This is a genomic window from Serratia sp. TSA_7, from assembly GCF_052692135.1.
Map to the genome: position 1 here is coordinate 229,404 of NZ_JBQZFU010000003.1, position 24,011 is coordinate 253,414.

The 24,011-nt window shown below is 58.9% G+C and carries 15 protein-coding genes; 9 read left to right on the forward strand and 6 right to left on the reverse strand.

The window, feature by feature from the left end; all coding sequences use genetic code 11:
- Positions 1 to 17: 17 nt before the first annotated feature.
- Both ACUTQW_RS13445 and ACUTQW_RS13450 read right to left on the reverse strand, forming a co-directional pair.
- Positions 18 to 8,213, reverse strand: a complete 8,196-nt coding sequence (locus ACUTQW_RS13445; RefSeq protein ID WP_445654876.1) for an amino acid adenylation domain-containing protein — start codon at positions 8,211 to 8,213, stop codon at positions 18 to 20.
- Between the two features lie 753 nt (positions 8,214 to 8,966).
- Positions 8,967 to 9,785 carry an AraC family transcriptional regulator gene (locus tag ACUTQW_RS13450; protein WP_193378396.1) on the reverse strand — a complete coding sequence of 273 codons (819 nt, stop codon included), beginning with the start codon at positions 9,783 to 9,785 and terminating at the stop codon, positions 8,967 to 8,969.
- A 114-nt stretch (positions 9,786 to 9,899) separates the two neighbouring features.
- On the opposite strand from ACUTQW_RS13450, the gene ACUTQW_RS13455 reads away from it, so the two are divergent.
- From ACUTQW_RS13455 to ACUTQW_RS13495, 9 genes are all read left to right on the forward strand, one after another.
- Complete coding sequence (locus ACUTQW_RS13455) at positions 9,900 to 10,778, forward strand: helix-turn-helix domain-containing protein (RefSeq protein ID WP_006323427.1); 879 nt, start codon at positions 9,900 to 9,902, stop codon at positions 10,776 to 10,778.
- 174 nt (positions 10,779 to 10,952) lie between these two features.
- A complete protein-coding gene (locus ACUTQW_RS13460; protein ID WP_006323429.1) occupies positions 10,953 to 11,873 on the forward strand; it encodes a L,D-transpeptidase family protein in 921 nt (306 codons plus the stop codon).
- Positions 11,874 to 12,119: 246 nt separating this feature from the next.
- The gene (locus ACUTQW_RS13465; protein WP_006323431.1) at positions 12,120 to 12,479 is read left to right on the forward strand and encodes a type II toxin-antitoxin system RelE/ParE family toxin; all 360 of its coding nucleotides are present in this window, start codon (positions 12,120 to 12,122) and stop codon (positions 12,477 to 12,479) included.
- A complete protein-coding gene (locus tag ACUTQW_RS13470) occupies positions 12,463 to 12,786 on the forward strand; it encodes a helix-turn-helix domain-containing protein (RefSeq protein ID WP_006323433.1) in 324 nt (107 codons plus the stop codon). The genes ACUTQW_RS13465 and ACUTQW_RS13470 overlap by 17 nt, the downstream gene beginning before the upstream one ends.
- A 234-nt stretch (positions 12,787 to 13,020) precedes the next feature.
- Positions 13,021 to 13,428 carry an ExbD/TolR family protein gene (locus tag ACUTQW_RS13475; protein WP_004949818.1) on the forward strand — a complete coding sequence of 136 codons (408 nt, stop codon included), beginning with the start codon at positions 13,021 to 13,023 and terminating at the stop codon, positions 13,426 to 13,428.
- 1 nt (position 13,429) lies between these two features.
- Positions 13,430 to 14,176, forward strand: coding sequence for a biopolymer transporter TonB (locus ACUTQW_RS13480; RefSeq protein WP_020438397.1), 747 nt, complete (start codon positions 13,430 to 13,432; stop codon positions 14,174 to 14,176).
- A gap of 41 nt (positions 14,177 to 14,217) precedes the next feature.
- Entirely contained in the window at positions 14,218 to 16,461 is a 2,244-nt protein-coding gene (locus tag ACUTQW_RS13485; protein WP_006323436.1) for a TonB-dependent receptor family protein, read from the forward strand.
- A gap of 19 nt (positions 16,462 to 16,480) precedes the next feature.
- Positions 16,481 to 17,131, forward strand: a complete 651-nt coding sequence (locus ACUTQW_RS13490) for a MotA/TolQ/ExbB proton channel family protein (RefSeq protein WP_004949824.1) — start codon at positions 16,481 to 16,483, stop codon at positions 17,129 to 17,131.
- Positions 17,124 to 18,374 (forward strand): phospholipase D-like domain-containing protein, encoded by a 1,251-nt coding sequence (locus ACUTQW_RS13495; protein ID WP_020438398.1) that lies wholly within the window; start codon positions 17,124 to 17,126, stop codon positions 18,372 to 18,374. Before ACUTQW_RS13490 ends, ACUTQW_RS13495 begins: the two co-directional genes overlap by 8 nt.
- A gap of 40 nt (positions 18,375 to 18,414) precedes the next feature.
- On the opposite strand, the gene ACUTQW_RS13500 is transcribed toward ACUTQW_RS13495, so the two are convergent.
- The 4 genes from ACUTQW_RS13500 to ACUTQW_RS13515 form a co-directional block, all read right to left on the reverse strand.
- On the reverse strand, positions 18,415 to 19,524 hold the full coding sequence (locus ACUTQW_RS13500; protein ID WP_006323440.1) for a DmpA family aminopeptidase: 1,110 nt from the start codon (positions 19,522 to 19,524) through the stop codon (positions 18,415 to 18,417).
- A gap of 2 nt (positions 19,525 to 19,526) precedes the next feature.
- A complete protein-coding gene (locus ACUTQW_RS13505; protein WP_006323441.1) occupies positions 19,527 to 20,903 on the reverse strand; it encodes an APC family permease in 1,377 nt (458 codons plus the stop codon).
- 160 nt (positions 20,904 to 21,063) lie between these two features.
- On the reverse strand, positions 21,064 to 22,572 hold the full coding sequence (locus tag ACUTQW_RS13510) for a CoA-acylating methylmalonate-semialdehyde dehydrogenase (protein WP_006323442.1): 1,509 nt from the start codon (positions 22,570 to 22,572) through the stop codon (positions 21,064 to 21,066).
- 12 nt (positions 22,573 to 22,584) lie between these two features.
- Complete coding sequence (locus ACUTQW_RS13515) at positions 22,585 to 23,925, reverse strand: aspartate aminotransferase family protein (RefSeq protein ID WP_006323443.1); 1,341 nt, start codon at positions 23,923 to 23,925, stop codon at positions 22,585 to 22,587.
- Positions 23,926 to 24,011: the final 86 nt, after the last annotated feature.

Sequence of the window (24,011 nt, forward strand, 5' to 3'; positions counted from 1 at the left end):
TTCCATTTTTTGGCCACTCACTTCGAGTCTGCGATAACGCCGGTCTGGCGGCGTTCGGTAAGCGGAGCTTCGTGCAGCGTCAGTTCGAGATTGAACAGCCGCAGCCCCTCTTCCGGGGTTAGCGTCAATCGAACCCGGTAACCCTGAGCTTCAAAGTGACTGGCGATATCTTCCGGGTGCAGTGGGTTAGGGTCGGTGATTTCCCACAACCGTTTCTCGATATCCCATTTGGTCTGGTCGTCATCGGCTTCGGCCAAGAGCGTCATCAGATCGCCGTCGCGTTGCAGTCGACAATTCGGCAGATTGCGAATGACGATGTGATGTTTTTCGCGGTTTTCGTCACTAAGCTGCGCGGTCAACGCCGTCAACCCGTGCGAATCGAGGGGTTGCCCTTGCCAGTCCAGATAGCGCGGTGCGGCGGCCGGTTTGCGGCCACTGACAATCACGTCATAACGGAAATCATTCAGTTCGTTGGCGGCTTGCCCGCGCTTGAGCTCCAGTTGCAGCTTGCGCGAGGTTCCGTGGCGCTCGTTGAACGTTTGGAAATAACGCGGGGACAGGCACAGCTCTTTCTCCGCCTCCCTGTCTCTTTTGATCTGTTGGCGGATTTCCGCCACGCGGGCCAGAGGCGCTGCCTTATAAAATTGAACGCCGGTATGGAATGCGGTCAGATCGTCGAGGCTGCGGACATCGCCGAGATAGATAACGCCATCGTCCTGGGTGAGGCGCAGCGCTTCGTCCAGCACGCTTTTCAGATAGCCGAGGTCCGGGAAGTATTGAATCACCGAGTTCAGGATCACCAGCGTGTCTGGCCGCGCGGCCAGGTTTTCGAGCCGCTTCGCGTCGCCTTGCGTCAGGGTGATGTGTGCGGCGGAATGCAGCGCCGGCGGCAGTGACTGGCGAGCGACGTTCAGCGCCTCCTGAGACAGATCCAGCCCATGATAAGAATGGCTGTCCGCCGCCAGGTGACGCATGATTTGCCCCATGCCGACGCCCACATCGATCAGATGGCTGCGATCGCAGGCGCGCAGTTTGATCAGCGTATGGTTCAGCCATTCGCGCATCTCGTTCGGCGGAATGGGCGCACCGGTATAGCTGCTTAACCAGCCGGCGAATTGACGATCCTGCTCATGATGCACTTCATAACTGGCGCGTTCTTCGTAGGCGTTGTTCCACAACTGCCCCCAGTGAGCGATCAGGGTGTTCGCCGAGTCGCCGGCCTGTTGCTGGGCTTCATTGATTTCAACGTAAGCCACCAGTTCGTAACGTTCGTTTTCCTGCTTAACGGCGATGACGGCGGCGTTTTGTACCAGCGGATGCCGTGAGATCACGCTTTCGATTTCATCAAGCTCGATGCGATGACCCAGCACTTTGACCTGCCGATCGATACGGCCGACAAATTCAATGTCGCCGGAGGCATTCCATAACGCGCGGTCGCCGGTGCGGTAGAAAACCTGGCCGACAGCCGGTTGCAGCGCGAAACGTTCGGCGGTCAATTCCGGTCGGCCCAGGTATCCCTGGCAGACGCCGTCGCCGCCAATCCACAATTCACCCGCGACGCCGATCGGGCTCGGGTGCCCGGCCGGGCCGAGAATCAACATCTGGGTATTGGCGATAGGCTTGCCGATCGCGATACGGTTGGCGGCCTGCGATCCTTTGCCCGGCAAGCGATGGACGCTTGACCAGATGGTGGTTTCCGTCGGGCCGTACATGTTGTACACCGCCGCGTCCAGGCGCTGAGACAACTGCTGGGCCAGGCCGGCGGGGAAGGGCTCGCCGCCGATCAAAATGGCGCGCAGATGCTCCATCGCGCTTACCGCCGCGGGCTCCGCCATTACCGCAGCCATAAAGGACGGCGTACTTTGCACTATGCTGATGCGATGGCGTTGCAGCAGCGCGGCAAAGCTGTAGGGCGCATCGCGCAGTTCGTTCCGATGCAAGCTTTGCAGCTGTTTCAGCGCCTGCAATCCTTCCAGCACCTGTTCGTTGGCGATGCCGAAGTCAATCAGCCCGGCGAGCTCATCGACCCCCGCCTGCTGCAACTGCGCCAACAGCGGCAGCACGCTTTCCGGCGAACCGAACAGGCCCGAACGTTCAAAGTAACGCTCCACCGCGCTGTCGAGCAGCGACTCCAGATCTTCCTGCGGCAGATCCTGCTGGAATTCCAGCCCCATGCTGGCGGACAGCTCGCGCAACAGCCCGGTGGAGGTGCGCAGGTAGTCGCGGAAGGGGCCTTTAGCCACCGCTTTGGCGCGTTGTTCGTCCGGCAGCAGGAAGGTATGTATCATCAAGGTGACGTGGCCGTTCCCCGCATGGCCCGCAGCCTGCCAGGCCTGGCGATAGGCGGCGATTTTTTGCTGCAGTTGTTCGAGATCCTGGCCCAGCAGGTGGGTCAGCAGATTGACGCCGTAGGTCCCCGCCAATTCGAACGTGGCGACGTCGCCGGAGGACGTGAACCAAATCGGCAACTGAGGCTGAACCGGGGAAGGATAAACCGTCAGGCCGACCTCTTTGCCGTCACCGTTGAGGCGGTGCAGGCATCCGCCCTGCCAAAGCGTGCGCAGTTCCTGCAGTTTTTGCAGCATCACGGCTTTTCTGGCCGGGTAGTTGTCCGGCGCCAGAGCAAAGTCATTGGTGTTCCAGCCAGAGGCGAACGCCAGCCCGACGCGGCCGGACGACAGGTTGTCCACCAGGGACCACTCTTCCGCCAGGCGCAGGCTGTCGTGCAGCGGTGCGACCACGCTGCCGCAGCGCAGTTCGACGCGTTTCGTGACGGTCGCCAGCGCGGCGGACATGACGGAAGGATTGGGATACAGGCCGCCGAAGGCATGGAAGTGCCGCTCCGGGGTCCAGACGGCTTTGAATCCGTGGCTATCGGCATAACGCGCGGCGTCCAGCACCAGTTGATAACCTTCGTGACGCCGTTCGTTGTTGGCGGCGGCGCCAAAGAAGAACAGGCTGAACTCCAGAGGGACGGTGCCGGTGTCGCCGTGCCACGCCAGATTGTTGATCTGGTGTTCCGGGGCCAGCACCACGTTGGCGCCGCGGCTCAGCGGCCAGAAAATTTCCAGAATCGAGATGTCAAACGAGATGCTGGTCAACGCCAACAGGCTGTCTTCCTGACGACACCCCACTGCCTCATCCATGCCGACCAGGAAGTTCGTCAGGTTTTTTTGCAGGATCAGGGTGCCCTTGGGTTTGCCCGTCGAGCCGGAGGTGTAAATGACATAGGCGACATCGTTGCCGAACGACGCCTGCGGCGGGTTTTGATGCGTTTCACGCAGCAACTCCCGATATTCCGGCCATTCGATGCGTGTGGCTGCGGCCAGTTCGGGTACGTCGGCCTGCGTGATCAGGCAGGAAAGCTGCGAATCTTTGACGATATAGTCCAGACGCTCCGCCGGGTAGTCGGGATCGAGAGGAACATAAGCCGCCCCGACTTTATGGATCGCCAACAGGCTGGCCACCAGCGTCACGCTGCGTCGCAAGCAAATGCCCACCAGCGAGCCGGGCATGACGCCGGCTTCGCGCAGGCGCGCCGCCATGGCATTGGCCAACTGATTAAGTTCGGCGTAACTGAGGCTGTCGTCGCGGCAGCACAAGGCTTCACGCTGCGGATTCAGCGCCGCCTGGCGCTCGAACTGCCGATAGGCGCAGGCGTCGGCCTCATAGGCCACATCGGTGCGGTTCCATTCTCGAATCAGCGCCTGCTGGCGCCCGGCCTCCAGCGCAGCGGCGAATACCGGCTGCTGCGGGGCGTCCGCCAGTTGACTCAGTGCCTGCAGGTAATATTCCGGCAGCAGATCGCACAGCGGCTCGCTAAGCTGCGCAAGGTTGCAGTCAAACCACAAAGACAACGACTGGCTGACCGGATCCTTCAGATAATTGACCGCCAGCGCAAAATTGGTGTCTGCAACGCCATAGGCATGCGAAATCGGTGAGTTCTCATCGCCCCAATCGCGGTGGAAATCCATGTAGTTGATATAGCTGTCCAACACGATTTCCTGACCGTAATCGCGTTGCATGGCGGTGAAGGGGTAACGGCCATAAGGATAGGCATCGGCTTCAAACTGCGCGATCCTCTGCGCCAATTCAATAAATGACGCCTGTTCGATAGACAGAGCCAGGGGCAGAGTGTTGAGGAACACGCCGATGGTTTTATCTGCATCCTGCACCCCGAGGCGGCCGTTGAAAACCAGCCCGGTAGCGACCCGATCCTGGCCGGTCAAGACGGCTTGCACCTTCAGGTGAGCCGCAACCAGTAACGCTTTGAGCGGCAATGAGTGAGTTTGCACTAATTGCCCGAGCTTGTTGGCCAGCGTGGCGGGCAGCTCGGCGCGTACGGATTTGTGCCGCGTGGGGCCGGTTTTTTCCGGGCGTGGCAAAGGCGCGGGATCCAGCTCGCTCAGTTGCGATTGCCAGAAAGCCGCCGCCTGGCGGTCCGCGGCAATCTGCTGTTCGGCAACGATAAAATCGCGATAGTGGCTTGCAAGTTCGGTGCGCTGCGGTTCGCGGCCGGCAAGCAACTGCCGGTAATTATCCACAATCTCATCCAGCATTAATAAGTCGCTCCAGCCATCGAGCACCACGTGGTGCTCGATGACCGAAAGCTGGAAGCGCTGCGGATGCAGAGCGTGGCTGAAAAAGGCCAGACACGGGGCTTCAGCCAACGCGAAACGGTGATATTTAGCCTGATCCACCCAGCGCGATACGGCTTGCCGCTGCTGTTCCGGTGCCAGCGAGGTGAGATCCTCCGCCTGTGTCAGCGGGGCTGTTACCCGTTGATGAACCAACTGCAACGGCTGACTGTAATTTGAAAGGTCAAAGCTGCTGCGCAGCAAAGGATGGCGCGCCAATGTGTACTCTATGGCGCGCTGCAACAGCGCAAGCGTCAACGGCAGCTCGACGGTCAATGAGGTGACCACGCGATATACCGAGGACTCGTGTTCAATTTCCGCCTGGTAGGCCATGGATTTTTGCATGGCGGACAGGGGATAAGCGTCTTCCAACCCCTGCGGCAGGCGCTGGCGATCCTGCGGCGTGAGCAGTGAGAAAGGCGCCGGAGACGCGGGCGGCGTCGTTGCCGTGGCCGCCGGTGTCAGCTGCTTTGCGAGTTGGCGCAGCGTCGGGTTGCGAAACAGCGTCGCCAAATCGAGCGCGTAGCCGCGTTTTTCCAGTGCGCTGCGCACGCGAATGGCCAGCATGGAGTCGCCGCCCAGGCTGTAGAAGGGCGTATCCGGCGACAGCGTCGGCCGTTGCAGTACGCTTTGCCACACCCTGGCGACCAGGCGTTCCTGGTCATTCAACTCACCGCCGCCGTTTTCCGGCACCGCTTTGGGGCTCGGCAACGCTTTGCGATTCACTTTGCCGTTGCTGAGGTACGGCAGCGCCGACAGGATCACCCATTGCGCGGGGAGCATGTATTCCGGCAGTGTCGTCCTGAGCTGCCGTTCGATCTCGGGGAGCGAGTCGCCGGCCGCGTCGCGTTCGGCCAAGACCAGATAACCCACCAGACGATCCTGACCGAGAGGATCGCGATGGGTTGACACCAGCGCCTGTTCCACCTGCGGCAGCGCCACCAACTGGGCTTCAATTTCCCCCAGTTCAATGCGCAGCCCGCGGATTTTTACCTGATGATCGAGGCGGCCAAGAAACTCCAGCCCGTGGTGCTCGGTCAGTCGCACCAGATCGCCGGTTCGGTACAGACGGCCGCCGGCGGCGGCCAGCGGGATAAGCCCATCGGGTTGCGGAATAAAGCGTTCTGCAGTCAGTTCGGGCTGATTGACGTATCCCTGCGCAACCTGCACGCCACCGATATAGAGTTCTCCCACGGTGCCGGGAGGCAAGGGGCGCAATTGCGCATCGAGCACCCAGAGCTGGGTGTTGGCCACCGGATAGCCGATCGGCACGCTGCCGGCATAGGCCACGCCGGGGAGGCAATCCCAATAGCTGACGTCGATGGCCGCTTCGGTAGGGCCGTACAGGTTATGCAGACGACAGTCGGGCAACGACTGATTGGCGCGCGTCACGCTGGCCAATTTCAAAGCCTCGCCGCTGCAAAACATTCTCGTCAGCGACGGTAACGGCCGGCCGTCCAGCTCGGCTAAAAACAGATCCAGCATCGGAGGAACAAAATGCAGCGTCGTAATCTGCGTCGTGCGAATGATGTCGATCAGTTGGCGGGGATCCTTATGGCTGCCCGGAAGCGCGATCACCAACCGTGCGCTCACCGTCAGCGGCCAGAAAAATTCCCATACCGACACGTCAAAAGTAAACGGCGTTTTCTGCAGGACGCGATCCCCTGCGTCGAGCGGGTAGGCCGCCTGCATCCATAAAATGCGGTTCGTTACGGCACGATGGCTGACGGCCACCCCTTTAGGCTGCCCGGTCGAACCTGAGGTAAAGATGATATAGGCGATGGCGTCCGGCGAGACCGACGGCAAGGAGAACGGCACGGCATCGTTTAACTCTCTGGTCTGCAATGCAAATACCGCCGTTCCGATATCGGGCGGCGTATCCCAATACAGCAGAGTATGGATGCCGGCCTGGGCGATCTGAGACTGCAAACGAGCCATAGGCAAATCCGGATCCAGCGGCACATAGGCCGCGCCGGCTTTTTGAATGGCGAGCAGTGCGAGAGTCATGTCCAGAGAGCGTTCGCCATAAACGCCCACCGCATCTCCGGGGCGTACACCCTGCGCCACCAGGCCGCAGGCCCAGCGTTCGCTGCGCTGCACCAGTTCGCTATAGGTGATCGTCTCCTCGGCGAATTGCAGCGCAATGGCGTCGGGGGTGCATTGCGCCTGGTGGTCAATGCGCGCCGGCAGCGTTTGCTGAAGATCGTAATCTTGCGGGTTGGCATTGAATTGCCGGATAGCCAGACGATCTTCGGGCAGCAGCAGCGTTTCCGCCGGGCAATCAATTCGCTGGTGGGTCAAACACCAGCCGATAAACTGCATCAATCTCTGAGCATGATGATCGAGCAAGGTGGCGGAATAGTTTTCCGGGTTGGCGTCCCACAGCAGCTCAATGCGATCGGCGCCAATAAACAGCGTCAGAGTCAGATCGGCCACCGGCCCGGTCGTGAATTGGTGGCAGAGGGCTTTTTCATGGCCAAAATAAACATCATGTTCAAATGAAATGATATTTATCAGCGTTTTGGTCAGCTTGTCTTCAGGGGCGCCCAGCCCGATGGCGCGATGAATATCCTCATTGCGGCATTGCTGATGTTTGATCGCCAACGCCAATTCCTGCCGGGTCAGACGCAACAGTTGAGACAGGTCTGAAATCCCCGCGACGGGGAGCGTCAGGGGAATTTCATTGGCCTGCATCGCGGGCTTTTTCAGCGCGACAAGCGTGGCGCGGCCAGTCACGGCCAGCCCCAATTGCACGATATCCTGGCCGGTTAAACGGTGGCTGTACGCGGAAAACAGCGCCAATAGCAATTGCGGCAGCGTAAGGCCGTGCTCAGAGGCGAAGGTGTTGATTTGGCGATAAAGGTCTTGCGCAAGAGTACAGCGAGTTTGCAACAGGCCTTGGGCCATGCTGGACCGGTTTTTGCCCAGCGTGGTGGCGCCTTCCGTCGAGTCCAGTTTAGCTGTCCAAAATGCCATGTCGCGCTGGTGCTGCGTGCCGGCGGTGTAATTGTCCAGGCTTTCGAAATAGGCTTCGCGCGTGACCCACTCGCTGGCGGGGCATGTCGCATGTTGCACGCCGGACGTGTAAATTTGCGCCAGACGTTCGATCAGCATCGATTGGCCAAAGCCATCAAGCACCAAATGATGATATTTCCCATACAGCAGCAGGTCTCCGGCGGGCAATGCGATGAGATGCCATTGCAGCAAGGGCACGGAGCCGTCCAGGGGGAAAGGGAGTTGGTTTTGCCGTTCCATCCAGGATTGCGCCTGGTGTTGATCAGCGAATGAATGGCGGGAAATCAAAGCATCCGCAGGAAAATGCGGGAATTGAACAGGGCCTTCCTCGGTTGCCGCAAGGGAAATTCTTTGCAGCTCGGCTTCTTGGTTGAGTTGCAGCAAAGCGTCGTGCAACGCTTCCTGATTGATATTTTTTCCGAGCTTCAGAAAGAAACAGGCATTAAAGCGGAAATTCTCTGGTTCCATTTGGGCGGCGGCCCAAATAGCGCGTTGCGCTGGGGTAAGTTTATTTAATGACATTGTCATTCCAATTGTGTTGTTGGTTTGGATACAGACCATGACATTCTTACCGATTTAGCCCGATATGAATTAAACGCATCTGCTCCGATATAAATAGTAATGAAATATAATTTAAAACTCGCTCAGTACGCCTGGCGCACAGCAGGTAATAAAATGGCGTAGCGGCGCCCGCACCAATAAATATGGCGTTCTTTCCATTAGGCTATTCACACAGAAAAACAGATCTGTAATAAATCATTGACTCAGACGCATCGTCAGAGAGCGTCAGGGCAATTAATGCCGATGAAGTCATCAATAAAAGATCATTTTCTCAGGGCGATTTACCGGTCATTAAAGGTCAGGGATTGACTATAGACATAAAGAAAATTTACATCAAATCGATGGGGGATAAAAACATTACAAAATGTTAACATTGCAATTAAACTGAATTTTATTTTTATTTTGACTTTAAGTTCTTTAATTTTAAATTATTTTGGATTTTTATTCTGTTTTTTGGCTTTTATTTTGATTTTTGGGTTTGTCGGGGAATCATTTACCATGCTAATCAATTGAATGCGGAATAATGCGGCTCGGTAGTAAACTCTTTTGGAATCATTAGGATGTGCATGTAAATATAAAAAATTGCATTTTCAGAATGCAATTTCTCATCATCAATAATGAGGTTATTCCTAAAAATACGGCGGTATTGTTCGGAGCGAATATAAACATCGTCACCTTCACTACTGAACATAAAGCTATTTTTACCGCAGCAATTAGAATTTAGTGCTTAACCGCCATCCGCACCGCCGTCCGCTACATGGCGATGCCGCTCCCCGCCATTTGGCCTGCGGCATTCCTTTCCGCCAGAAAACGCGCCGGCGGTTTGCCCACCGCTTTGCGGAACATGGTGACAAAGCCGCTGGCGCTCTCATAGCCCAGATCCAGCGCTACCTTCTGCACGCTGTCGCCCTTGGTCAGCCGTTGCAGCGCCAGCATCACGTGCAACTGGCGGCGCCAGTGGCCGAAGCTCATGCCCATTTGCTGCTGCAGGGTACGGTTGAGGGAGCGTTCGCTCATGCCGATGCGCTGCGCCCATTGGTTCAGGGTGGCTTTGTCCGCCGGATTGGCCAGCAGCCGCTCGGTCAGTTGCCGAATGCGCGCGTCCTGAGAGACCGGCAAATGCAGATTTTCGATCGGCGCATTAACCACCTGATCCAGCAGCACGGCGGTCAGCCGCCCTTCCGGGCCCTGCTCGTCATAGAGCGGATCGAACCTGCTGGCCTGCAACAGCAGTTCGCGCAGCAACGGCGATACCGCCAGCGTGCAGCAATGGGTGGGCAGGCCGGCGGTAGCGTCCTGATCGACAAACAGACAATAGCATTCGGTGTCGCCGGCCCCCTGGGCGTTATGCAGCACGTTGCCCGGCATCCAAAGCGCGCATTGCGGCGGCACCAGCCACAGGCCGTTTTCCGCCTCGCAGCGGATCATGCCGCGCACCGTATAAATCAGCTGCGCCTTGCGGTGCCGGTGAGGGGCCATCTCCCAATCGCTGCTGATGGTGGAGCCCTGTACGGCAAAAATCGCCCGCGGTACCTGATCGATATCGAAACGCGGTTCGGTGATAACTGGCATGAGAATTATTCTCAGTTTGGCGTGTTTGAAAAACATTATGTCCTGATTGTGCAATGTGGTCTAGCGCGTTAGTCGATAAAGTAAGCGCCAGTCTTGGCTCTTTGAGGGGGCGCAATGTATCAGCAACAGGTAATCATGCAACTGCTGGACTGGATTGAGCAAAATCTTGACCAGCCGCTGACGCTGGACGATATCGCCGCCAAATCCGGCTATTCCAAATGGCATTTGCAGCGGCTGTTCAAGCAGTTAACCGGCCACGTTCTGGGGACCTACGCCCGGCGCAGAAGGCTGAGCGCCGCCGCGCGCGAGTTGCGGCTAACCCACATCAGCGTGGCCTGCATTGCCGATAAGTACCAGTTTGATTCCCAGCAGACCTTCACCCGCTGCTTCAAGAAGCAGTTCGGTTTGCCGCCGGCCGGTTATCGCCGCAGCCCGGATTGGGCCAGCCACGGCATGCAGCCGCCGCTGCGTTTGAGCGAAGGACCGTTGCCGCAGGCGGACATCGTTACCCTGCCTGCCATGCAACTGGTGGGGCGCTCCCAGCGGGGCAACTGCACTCTGGGGCAACTGCCGCATTCTAAACACGAGCTGCGTCAACACGCCTGGCGCCAGATGGTGCGCACGCAAGCCGAGCCGCCGGCGGTGGTGTACGGCCTCACCAGCCTGGAGGCGGACAGCCGCCAACGCGGCGGCAAGCGCATTGTCTATACCGTGGCGCTGGCGGATGAACAGGCGGAAGGCGAGAGGGTGCTCATCGAGCAAGGCGACTACGCCAGTTTTGTTTATCAGGGCAGGGTGGAGGAATTACAAAACTTTATCGCCCGCCTGTACGATACCGCGATCCCGATGATGAAAGCAGTGCGGCGGCCGGGGCAGGATATCGAGCGCTTTTACCCGGCGGCGGGCGGCGTTTGCAACGGAGCAAGCACGGCGATCCGTTGTGAATACCTGATCCCCATACGCCGAATGACGCCGCCGGACGTCGCGCTTTAGCGGCATTTTTTACAGTAAGTCATCTTCATACCGCAGCAGGTTACAAAAAAGTGCGTCATGACACAGGGAATGTTTCGCACTTAGGTCAATGTGCACATATAATGCGCATCCGGTCATTTATGGCCGAAAATAACCTATATCAATAATCTGCCAGTGGCCACGACCAACACGAAGATGAAAATGAACATTCGCGCGTTATTAACCCTGTGTACGGCGCTGGTTGCATTCAGCCAGTCTGCCTTCGCCGTCGTATACCCTTTGCCTGCCAAAGACAGCCGTCTGGTCGGTGAAAACATCCAAATCACCGTACCCGAAGACAGCAAGCTGCCGCTGGAGAGCTTTGCCGCTCAATACCAGATGGGCCTGAGCAATATGCTGGAAGCCAACCCGGGCGTGGATCCGTTCCTGCCGAAAGCGGGCAGCACCCTGACCATCCCACAGCAGTTGATCCTGCCGGACGCACCGCGTGAAGGCATCATCATCAACAGCGCCGAGATGCGTCTGTACTACTACCCGAAAGGCAGTAACACCGTGGTCGTGCTGCCAATCGGTATCGGCCAGTTGGGTAAAGACACCCCGCTGAACTGGATTACCTCGGTACAGCGCAAAAAAGACGGCCCAACCTGGACGCCAACCGCCAAGATGCGTGAAGAATACGCGGCAGACGGCGAGATCCTGCCTGCGGTGTTCCCGGCCGGTCCGGACAACCCGATGGGCCTGTATGCGCTGTACGTTGGCCGCCTGTATGCGATCCATGGCACCAACGCCAACTTCGGTATCGGCCTGCGCGTGAGCCACGGCTGTGTGCGTCTGCGTGCTGACGACATCAAATACCTGTTCGACAACGTGCCGGTCGGCACCCGCGTGCAGTTTATCAACGAGCCGGTGAAAGCCACCGTCGAGCCGGACGGTTCCCGTTACGTGGAAGTGCATAACCCACTTTCCGCTAACGAAGAAGAGCTGAAGTCCAAAGATCCGGTGCCGTTAACCATTTCTGCGCCAGTGGGCAAAGTGGTGATGGATCCTGCCGTTAACCAGAGCGAAGTGGACGCGGCGATCAAAGCCCGTTCCGGTATGCCGGTTAAAGTGAACTGATTGATTCAGTGCTGTGAACAAGACGCCTGCGGGCGTCTTTTTTTTGCTTCAAAATCGCTATTTTGCGCACCTCGCCGCAACTATTTTCTTCTCGTTACTTCTACGGATTTCAACGCTCGACACCTCAGGCAATTCTAGATTTTACTCGTTGCCGCCATCCGGTATTGCGACGATGTTGGTAAACCCGGTTGCACTTGGAAAGTCTATCACTAAGTGCTATATTTTTACGGACAGGACCTCATCGTCATGCGTACGTTTAAAACCAAGTGGTTTGCTAAAAAAGCCTCTGCTCATGGCATAGCGGATATTGCCTTGTGCGAGGCGGTTCAGGATATACAACGTGGTTTAGCTATTGATTTAGGCGGTGGCGTTTTTAAGAAACGCTTGAATTGTAATCGCGATCGGGCGCTGGTGTTGGCAAAGAGCGGAGATAGCTGGGTGTATACCTTTTTGTTTGCCAAGCAGGATCGGGCTGGTATCAGTTCGGCGGAATTACAGGCATTCCGAAAATTGGCGGCGCAATATGACCAACTGAGCGTTGGAACCATCGCCACACTGATAGAACAAAACGAATGGGTGGAGATTTGCCATGAAAAAAAAATCTGATTTTCGCAGCACTGCCTTTGAGGCTATCCATAGCGCCGCTGAAGGTTTACATCAGGTTGGGGCTATTTCACAGGAAACCATGCGCAGTTTCGATGAGTCTTGTCTGGTCCCGCTGGAAGAGTTGCAACCGAAAGAGATCAAGGCGCTTCGTGAACAGTTGCATCTGAGCCAACCGGTTTTTGCCCGCTATTTAAATACCAGTCTTTCAACCATTCAAAAATGGGAGTCCGGTGCGAAACTACCGGGAGGCCCATCCCTTAAACTGCTCTCCATCGTGCAAAAATACGGCCTGAAGATCTTGCTGTAATCTGTTAGGTTAATTACATTCATCCCCCGTTATTTTTCCTGCCTCTCATGCACATTTGCGACCGATTAATAAAAAATATCAGTTAATTAATTGGTTATATAACCCGTCTGGCCAGTTACTGCCTGAAACAATCCTCGCAAAATACCCTCTCTGTGATAATAAGATCACAAAAGCGTAACGAAAGGTAAACAAAGGCCTCCTATATTGGCTGCTTTGCTTTTGGGAGGGAGTGCCATGCGTAACTGGAACGAACCGAAAAAGAACAAGGCGCACATCGAGTTGATCCCCATGATCGACGTGATGATGTTTTTGCTGGTGTTTTTTGTGCTGATTAGCCTGAACGTGATCCCGGCGCTGGGGCTGAAAACCCAGTTGCCGTCTGCCGGCAGCGCTCAGCAACTGAAGCCGCAGAAGAAAGCGATCATCACGCTGGGGGCTGAAGAACAATTGCAGCTGGACGGCCAACCGGTGGCGCTTAACGCGCTGGTCAGCACGCTCAAACAGCAGCAGCAGGAAAACCAGACCACCACCATTATCGTCAACAGCGACAAGGGCGTTGCGGTGGAGCGACTGGTGGCGGTGATGGATAACCTGCGCCAGGGCGGATTCTATTCCGTCTCGATCGCTACACGGAAGCTGTGACATGTATCTGCTCTATCGTTCACGTCACCTTTTCAGCTGGCTGCCGGCGCTGATCGTGGCGGGCTGTTTACTGTTCGCCAGCCAGCAGGCTGCGCTGAAAATCCAGCCACGCTATGACGACACTACCATGGAACTGGCGCTGGTCGAGCCGGAGCCTGAACCTCAGCCTCAGCCGGAACCGCTGGTGGAAACCCCGCCGCAACCCGACCCCCCGCCACCGGAGCCGCAACCCGTTCCTGAACCCGTGGTGCCGGCCCCGGAGCCGATTATCGAGGCCAAGCCGGTTCCCAAACCGCAGCCCAAACCCAAGCCCAAACCGGTGAAAGAGAAAGCCAAACCGGTAGAAAAGGCCAAACCGGTATCCGCACAGCCTGCGCCGAAAGCGCTGGTCAGCAAGCCTGCGCCTACGCCGGCCGCACCTGCCGCGCCGAAGGTCAACGCCCAGGCGATCGAAAACGGTTATTTGCAGGCACTGCGCCGCGAACTGGAACAGCGCAAGCGCTACCCGAGCGGACGGCAGGCATCGCTCGAACGGCCGCAGGGCAACGTCGAGGTCTGGCTGGAGGTCGATCGCAGCGGCCGCGTGCTCTCTTCCGGCATCGCCAACAAGGCTGCCAGCATGCTGCTGAACCGCGCGGCGATGGGCAGTTTACAAAGCATCAGCCAGGTGAAGGCGTTCCCGAGCGACGCTTTTGCCGGGCAAGCAACCAAACGATTTTCAGCCACGTTCAATTATCAGGCGCCGTAGCGACCTGGCATAACAGTTTGATTTTTTAGGGGATGGAAACAATGAAGTCTTTCAATCGATCTGGGATTTATCTGGCGGTGATGTCGGCGATGCTGCCGGGCGCGGCGCTGGCGGCGGACACCACCGACGTCGGTACCATTAGCGTGAAGGGGCAGTCGCTGGGCGGCGGCATGATGGTGCAGGACGACAGCGCCAAGGCGCGCTCCACCGTCACTAAAGAGGCGATGGACAAAATGCCCGCAGCGGCCAATGCCATCGACAAGCTGAAATACACGCCAGGCCTGAACGTCAACAGCAACGACGCCAGCGGCCTGAGCGGCGTCGATTACACCATGCGCGGCATGAACTCGGATCAGATCGGCCTGTCGATGGACGGTATCCCGATCAACGACTCCGGCAACTATGCCGTCTATCCGAACCTGCTGGGCGATTCGGAGAACCTGGAGGAAGTGTTCGTCACCCAGGGATCATCCGAGGCGGACGGCCCGCACATCGGCTCCAGCGGCGGCAATATCGGCATGGTGACGCGCCGCCCGGCAAAAGATTTCGGCGGCTTCGTCAAGCAGACGCTGGGCAGCAACAACCTGAGCAAAACCTTTGCCCGTTTGGAAACCGGCGAGTACAACGGTTTCAGCAACTGGCTCTCCTACTCGCACACCGAGGCGAAAAAGTGGCGCGGGGAAGGGCGCGAATATTCCAACAAGTTCGAAATGAACTCGCTGTACGAAGACGGCAACGGCAACAGCAGTAACCTGATCATGAAGTACAACCGCCAGCAGAACGTCAACTACAACACCCTGAGCAAGGCGCAGTTCGAAAACGACGGGCGCGATACCGACTACGCCACCACGCCGGAATACAACAGCAAGGGCCAGTTGAACAAGTACTACAAACTCAACCGCAACCCGTTCGATACCTTCACGCTGTCATTCACCCAGAAGCTGCAACTGCGCGACAATCTGTCGCTGACCCTGCAGCCGTATTACTACTGGGGCAACGGCGGCAGCTTTACCGGCCAGACGGCGTCGGTGCTGTCCAATACGTCGGACAAGGCCGGGCAGTACGATCTGAGCAATCTGAAGTCCAACACCTATTACCGCCCTTCCTGGACCCAGACCTGGCGCCCCGGCATTACCACCAAGCTGAAGTGGGACATCAACGATCAGCACAGCCTGGATATCGGCTACTGGTATGAACGTGCGCGTCAGCTACAGACCCAGCCCTTTATCGGCATCAAGGACGACGGCAACCCGGCGCAGATTTCGGGCAAACCGGGCGGTTCCGATCAGGTGCAGGACGCCAACGGCAAGACCGTGCAGGGGCGTAACCAATACACCATCACCCCGGCGCAGAAAGTGTGGCTGCAGGACACCTGGTACGCCACGCCGGACTGGACCTTCGTCGGCGGGCTGGCCTATCAGTACGTGGAACGTAAAGGGGACAACCGCGGCAGCCTGTACAACGTGCCGGAGAAGCGCGATGCCACTTACCACGAATTCCTGCCTAACTTCAGCGCCAGCTACAAGCTGAACCAGGAAAATCAGGTGTTCTATAACCTGACGCGCAACATGCGCACCCCACCGAACTACGTGCTGTACAACGTCGGCGACTCGATCAGCACCAAGCCGGAGCTGAGCTGGAACCACGAGCTGGGCTGGCGTTTCCAGCAGGAAGACATGCTGATGAGCGCCACGTTGTTCTATATGCGCTACAGCGATCGTCAAGTCTCCACCACCAACTCGTCCGGCGATTACGAGATGATGAACATCGGCAACGTGGAGAACAAAGGGCTGGAGCTGGAGTGGAGCGGCCAACTGCCGCACAACTTTAACTACTACACCTCATACACCTATACCCAGTCGAAGCAGAAGAACGACATCGTCAGCAACGGCGGGCTGCCGCTGCCGACGTCCGGCAAAGAGGTGCCGAACGTGCCGAAAAATCTGCTGAACATGACGCTGGGCTACGACGACGGCCTCTATTACGGCAGCGTCAGCGGCAAATACGTCAGTTCGTTCTACGGCGATCTGACCAACGACGAGAAGATCGGCGGCCGCACGGTGTTCGATCTGGCGGCGGGGGTGCATTTGCCGGTGGACAAGAAAATCATCAAAAGCGCAGCGCTGCGCTTTGGCGTCAGCAACCTGTTTGACAAGGAATACCTGACCTCGGTGCGTACCACCACCTTCAACGCCGCGCCTTATGGCGGCGTGAAAGCCAGCACGCCGTATTACAACGTCGGGGAAGAGCGCACCTTTAGCGTGTCGCTGGAAGCCACCTTTTAACTAATCTGAGGGGTATGTTATGAATGCCAATTTATTGCACGACATTATTTTCTACGTAATGTACGCCGCGCTGGCGATTGCGCTGGTGATCATTATCGAACGCGCGCTGTATTTCGCCTACACCCAGCGCCAGGCCCGTCGGTTGGAGCAGGCGCTGACGCCGGACGTGCACCGCGCCGCCGATCTGCCGGACGAACTGACCCAGCGCAACAGCCTGCCGCTGGCGGTGATCGCGCCGGTACTGGAGCAGAAGCACCGCGCCGGTGACCGCGAAGCGATAGGCGATTTGGTCGACGCGCAGTACCTGTTGAGCAAACCGCTGATGGCGCGTGGCCTGTGGCTGTTGGAAACCATCGTCACCGCCGCCCCGCTGCTGGGGCTGCTGGGCACGGTAATGGGGATTATCGAAACCTTTAAGGCGCTGGCCGCTTCCGGGGTGTCGGAGCCGAGTCTGGTGTCCGCCGGCATGGGCACCGCGCTGTACGCCACCGGGCTGGGGATCGCCATTGCGCTGCTGTGCCTGGTGGGCAACAACTACCTGCAAAGCCGCATGGAGCGCATCAACGAACTGCTGAAGGTTCTGTTGATCCGCGCCGGTGCGCCGGCCAGCCGCCCGGAAAACGGCAGCCGCGAGCAATGGGTTGACAGTGAGGCACCGCGCTATGCCTAATGGCCGTCAACCACGGCGGCCATTAGGCCGCCTTTACACTGCGTTATGGGGTGGCTGTCTGTTGATGTTGAGCCAAAGTGCGGCGGCGCGTTTTGCGATTCCCGGCTACGAGCTGGTGTATACCGCGCCGGTGGAAACCGCGTTGCAGGCGGATGACCTGCGCAACACCGCCGAAGTGTGGCAGCAGATGTTCGATGCGGCGAAAACCCGCATCGATCTGGGTCAGTTCTATGTGGCGAACCAACAGGGTTCGCTGCTGGACGGCGTGCTGCAACACCTGAAAGCGGCGGGCGAGCGCGGGGTGAAAATCCGTTTTCTGATGGAAGAGAAGGGGATTCGTATCTCCACCCCGGAGACGCTGGAACAGCTGAAGGCGATCCCCAACCTGGAGCTGCGGATTATTCCTTACCAGCGGTTGAGCGGCGGCATTCTGCATGCCAAATACCTGCTGGTGGACGGCGAGCAGGCGTTTGTCGGCAGCCAGAACTTCGACTGGCGGGCGCTGGAGCATATTCATGAAACCGGGCTGCGCATCAGCGATGCCGGGGTTGTCGGGCAGATTCAGGCGATCTTCGAGCAGGACTGGCGGGCGCAGGCGTTGCTGACGGCGGATAAACCGGTGCCGCAGTTGGCGTATCAGCCCACGGCGGCAACGCCGCAGGGCAACTATCTGGTCGCCAGCCCGCGCGCCTATAACCCGGCCGGCGTGATTGACTCGCAGGTTGAGTTGCCGCGTCTGCTGGCGAGCGCCAAACAGCGGGTGCGGGTGCAGGTGATGGACTATGCGCCGTTATCCTACGGCCCCGAACGCAGCCGGCCTTATTACGCGGTCATCGACAATGCCCTGCGCAGCGCCGCCGCGCGTGGCGTGCAGATCGAGCTGATGGTGGCCAACTGGAACACCAAAAAGCCCGATATCGCCTGGCTGAAAAGCCTGGCGCTGGTGCCGAACGTGCAGATAAAGGTGGTGACCATTCCGCCGGCCAGCCAAGGGTTTATCCCGTTCGCGCGGGTGATCCACAGCAAGCTGATGACTATCGACGGCGAAACCGCCTGGGTGGGCACCAGCAACTGGACCGGCGGCTATCTGGACAATTCGCGCAACCTGGAGCTGGTGCTGCACAGCCCGGCGATGAGCCAGCGGCTGGACACACTCTACAGCCAGCTGTGGGACAGTGTTTACGCCGAACCGCTGAAACTGGATTACGACTATCCGGCACCCAAACCGGGCGGCGAATCCTGATTTATCCTGGGCGCGGGCAACCCGCGCCCAGGATACCCTTTCACCGCCGCCAGCCGGCCTTCTCCAGGGCGATAAGCAACTGCTCCGCGCTTAGCCCTTCCGCCCGATGGCCATTGCCGGAAACGGTATTCGCCGCCAGCAGGGCATTGATAATCGCCTCTTCCACCGCTTCGGCCGCCGCCGCAAACAGATCGGAAATGTAATCGTTATTCACCATGCGCAGCGGGGTAGTGAACGCGCCCTTGTTGGCGTAGTCGGCGGGGGGCAGGCCGTCGTTGCCGGTGGCGAAGGCGAGGAAGATATCGCCGCTCGAGTCCTCGGTGCCGCCGCCGGTACGGGCGATGCCGATACTGGCGCGTTGGGCCAGGCGGGTACACTGATGCGGTAACAACGGCGCGTCGGTAGCCAGCGTGACGACAATTGACCCCATGCCCGGATGCGGCAGTTGCGGGGTGAACGGCGAGGAGATATGGCCCAGATGGCGGCCTACCGGGTAGCCGCCGACCAGCAGCGACTGGCGTTTACCGTGGTTGGCCTGCACGATGGCGCCAACCGTCCAGCCGCCGCGTTCGGCGGGCAGGCGGCGCGAAGCGGTGCCGATGCCGCCTTTGAACTCATGGCAGATCATGCCGCTGCCGCCACCTACCGCTCCTTCCTGCGGCAGCCCGTCATGCGCTGCCTGCAAGGCCTGCCGAACGTGATCGGGTTTGACGTGAAAACCGTTGATGTCGTTCAGTAGGCCGTCGAAGGTTTCCATTACCACCGGCATGCTCCAGTACACCGCGTCGTCGTCCGGCGGCAAGGCTTCGCGCTCCAGCGCGATCAGGCTGTCGCGCACGACGCCGACGCTGTGGGTGTTGGTGAAGGCGATCGGGCTGGTGAGCAGGCCGGCTTCGCGGATCCACTCCAGGCCGGTGGCGTCGCCGTTGCCGTTAAGCACGTGAACGCCGGCAAAGCAGGGCGACTGCCGCGCCTGGCCGGGACGGGGTTCTATCACCGTGACGCCGGTACGGACGCTGCGGCCATCGGCCAGATCGGCGTGGATGCCGGCGTGGCCTACGCGCACGCCGGGCACGTCGGTGATGGCGTTCAGCGGACCGGGTGTGCCGTGGCCGATGTTAATACCCAACTCCTGAGCGCGTTGCGACATGGCTATTCTCCTTCAATCGAGGGTTCAACAAGGGGGGCGGCCTGCCGGTTGCGCATGTAGTTCAGCGTCAGACCAAAACAGAGGATGCCGGCAATGATAATAAAGTCTTTCAGGCTGCTGGCGATTAAAATTGTCCACAGTACATACAGGCAGCCGATCAGGGCGATCGCCACCGGCAGCGGCCACAGCGGCATCAGATACGGGTGGTGGAAGCGCGTCCGGCGGCGGCTGATCAGCGCGGCTACCGCCATGATGATGTAGACCAGCAGCAGCAGGATCACGGTAAAGGAGGTCAGATCGCCAAGGTTGGAGCAAAAGGCCAGCAAAGCTGAGGGGATGCCGAACAGCAGGGTGGCGATCCACGGCGTACCGAAGCGAGGATGGATTTTTTTCAGCGCCCGATTCACCTGCGGCAGCCAAAAACCGTCACGCCCGCTGGAGAACATCATGCGGCTGAACTGCGCCACGATGGCGATAATGGCGTTGAACACCGACAGGTAAATGGCGCCGCTGACCACCCGCGCCAGCGTCGGCCCGCCCAGTTGGCTGACCACATAGCCGACCGGATCGGCCTGTTTGGCCATCTCGGCTAACGAGGGGGCGCCGATCAGCAGGGCGGTGAAGGGCAACAGTTCGACCAGCACCACGATCGCCAGCGTCAGCATGATGGCGGTTGCCATAGGTTTCCCCTGTTCGCGCATATCCTCCGCCATATACACCGCGGCACCGTAGCCGTTATAGGAAAACAGCGCGACGCCGACCATGGCGACGATCAGCGGTACGGAAACCGGCGCCAACACGCCTTCGGGGTTTAGCATCACCGGTGCGACGAGGATGTCCGCACTTTGGTGCGGGTTGCTGAAGCCCAACCAGGCGATTAACCCCAGCACCGCGATCTCGACCACCAGGAAGGTGCCGGTCAGCAGGGCGTTGGCTTTGATATTGAAAATAGCGCAGCCACCGCCGATCAAGATGGTGATCATGCCGGCGGTGGAGGCGTCAAATTGGGTACCCAAGGCGGTGTTCAGATAGGGCACTGCGCCGGTGGCCAGCACTGCCGGCACAAACAGCGCGGCGCTGAGGATAAACAAATAGGTTTGCAGCCCGCACAGGGTGCCGAACAGCCGTTTGATAATACTGTATTCGCCGCCGGCGCTGGGATGGGCGGCCCCCAGCTCGGCATAACACAGGGCGATGGTCGCGGCGATAAAGGCGGCGATCAGGAATGAGATAAAGGCACCGCTGCCGGCGCTGGCGATCGCCAGGGGGGCAATGACGAAGATCGAGCTGGCCGGCGTGACGCCGGAAGCGGTAATCATCACCACGTCGAGGACGCTGAGATTACCTTTGAATTTATGTTCTGGTGTGGACTCAGTCATTCAAAACTCCATTAACGCGTTAGTGGATTATTTTACGGACGGCGGTCGTGCGGTAGAGCATTGCGATGGCATGCCGCTGCCCGGGCCTGATTAAATGGAGCGCGTGGAAAAAGAGGGCGAATGTCTTCGCCCCCATAACATCATTATTTTTATGATGAAATTACCCCTGCCCGGACGGGAAGCTGAAGGTGGCATGTTGGGTGTCGCTGGACGAAGGCCAGCGCTGGGTGATGGTTTTGCGTTTGGTGTAAAACCGGACGGCATCCGGGCCGTAGGCGTGCAGATCGCCAAACAGCGATCGCTTCCACCCCCCAAACGAGTGGTAGGCCACCGGCACCGGCAGCGCGACGTTGATTCCTACCATGCCGACCTGAATATGGCTGGAAAAATAACGCGCCGCCTCGCCGTCGCGGGTGAACAGGCAGGTGCCGTTGCCGTATTCGTGGGCGTCAATCATCGCCATCGCCTCCTGCAGCGTGCCGACGCGCACCACGCCCAGCACCGGGCCAAAGATCTCCTCCTGGTAAATCCGCATGCCGGGGCGCACGTTATCGAACAGCGTGGGGCCGAGGAAATAGCCCTGGCTGATTTGCCCGTCGTCATCCCGCACCGCCAACGTGCGGCCATCGACCACCAGGGTTGCGCCTTCGTCAACGCCTTGTTCGATATAGCCTTTCACTTTCTGATAATGCTGTTGAGTGACCAATGGCCCCATGTCGTTGCGGTTGTCGCTGCCGATGCCGACACGCATGGCGGACATGTGCTGCCGCAGCCCGGCAATCAATGCGTCGGCGGTATCATCCCCCACGGCGACCACCAGCGGGATGGCCATGCAGCGCTGGCCGCAGGAGCCGAATGCCGCGCCCATCAAGGCGTTGACGCTGCCTGCGATGTCGGCGTCCGGCAGCACCACCGCGTGGTTTTTCGCGCCGCCCAGTGCCTGCACCCGTTTATTTTGGCCGCAGCCGGTATGGTAGATGTGCTCCGCCACCGGCGTCGAACCGACAAAGCTCACCGCCTTGACGCGCGCATCGTGCAGCAGGGTGTCTACCGCTTCGCGATCGCCGTTGACGACGTTCAGCACCCCAGGCGGCAGCCCGGCTTCGGAAGCCAACTGGGCGATATACAGCGTGGAGGAGGGCACGCGTTCGGACGGTTTCAGCACAAAGGTATTGCCGCACACGACCGCCATCGGCCACATCCACAGCGGCACCATGGCCGGGAAGTTGAACGGCGTGATGCCCGCCACCACCCCCAGCGGCTGGAACTCGCTCCAGCTGTCGATACCCGGCCCGGCGTCCTTGCTGTGCTCGCCTTTCAGCAATTCCGGCGCATAGCTGGCGTATTCGATATTCTCGATGCCGCGCTGCAATTCGCCCATGGCATCGCTGAGTACCTTACCGTGTTCAGCGGTAATCAGCCGGCAGATATGCTCTGCGTGCTGTTCCAGCAGCGCTTTCAGGCGAATCATGATCCTGGCGCGCTTCAGCGGCGGGGTGTCTCGCCAGGCTGGGTAGGCCCGTTCTGCGGCGTCGATGGCGCTTTCCACCGTGGCGGGGTCCGCCAGCAGCACCTGCCGGTGCGACAGCCCGGTAGCCGGATCGAACACCGATTGGCTGCGGGTGCCGCCGGCGGCGGGCTGGCCGTTGATCCAATGTGAAATGGGCATGGCATTCGCTCCTTATTCGGTTGCGTTGAGGGCGTCGCCCAGGGCGTTGATCAGCGAGTCGATCTGCGCCTCGCTGCTGATAAACGGCGGGGCCAGCTGGAGGGTGTCGCCGCCATAGCGGACGTAAAATCCGTTTTCCCAGCAGTGCATCGCCGCTTCATATGGCCTGCGCGCCGCTTCCCCTGGCCGCGCCGCCAGCGTGATGCCTGCCGCCAGGCCAATATTGCGGATATCGGTGACGTGCTTGCAGCCTTGCAAGCCATGCACCGCCTGCTCGAAATAGGGGGTAAGCTGCCGTACCCGTTCGATCATCTGTTCGCGCTCGATGATATCCAGCGTCGCCAGCCCCACGGCACAGCTGACCGGGTGGGCGGAATAGGTATAACCGTGCGGGAATTCGAGCAGGTACTCAGGCTCGTCGGTGTGCATGAAGGCATCGTAAATCGCCGGTTGGACCACCACCGCGCCCATCGGCTGCGCGCCGTTGGTCACCTGTTTGGCGATATTCATGATGTCCGGCGTGACGCCGAACGCCTCGGCGGCGGTCAACGCGCCACAGCGGCCGAAGGCGGTGATCACTTCGTCAAAAATCAGCAGAATGTTGTTTTGGCTGCAAATTTCTCGGATGCGTTGCAGATAGCCGATTGGCGGCACTATCACCCCGGCGGAGCCGGAGAAGGGCTCGATAATCACGGCCGCGATGGTCGACGCATCGCGCAGCGCGATAATTCGGTTCAGCTCTTCCGCCAGTTCGGCGCCCTGCGCGGGCATGCCGCGCGAAAAGGCGTTGCCCGCCAGCAGGGTATGCGGCAGGTGGTCCGCTTCCGCTCCTGCGCCAAAAGCCTTGCGGTTACCGGCGATGCCGCCTACCGAAATACCGCCAAAGTTAACGCCGTGGTAGCCCTTTTCACGGCCGATAAAACAGGTTTTTCCTGCCTGGCCTTTGGCTCGCCAGTAGGCGCGCGCCATTTTTAACGAGGTGTCCGCCGCTTCTGAGCCGGAGCCGGTAAAAAATACATAATCCAGCCCGGCCGGCGTCATGGCCTTAATTTTATTCGCCAGTTCGAAGGATAACGAGTGGCCGAATTGAAACGCCGGGGAATAATCCAACCGAGAAAGTTGACGGTGGGCCGCATCGGCAATTTCCTGGCGGCCGTGGCCTAATCCGCAGCACCATAGGCCGGATAAACCGTCAAAGATTTTACGCCCATCCTGGCTGGTATAATAAGCGCCTTCAGCGTGACTTATCATTCGCGGGTTGGCTTTAAAATTACGGTTGCCGGTAAATGGCATCCAATGTGCTTCTAACCATTCACGATCGGGTTTATTTTCGCGGTGATTTAAATCAGCCATTTTTCCCTCCGAGGGGGAGAATAGGTGCGGTTAATTAAATATACCCGTCATCTTTTAAGTTACAGCGTTGTTATCTGCATTCGCTC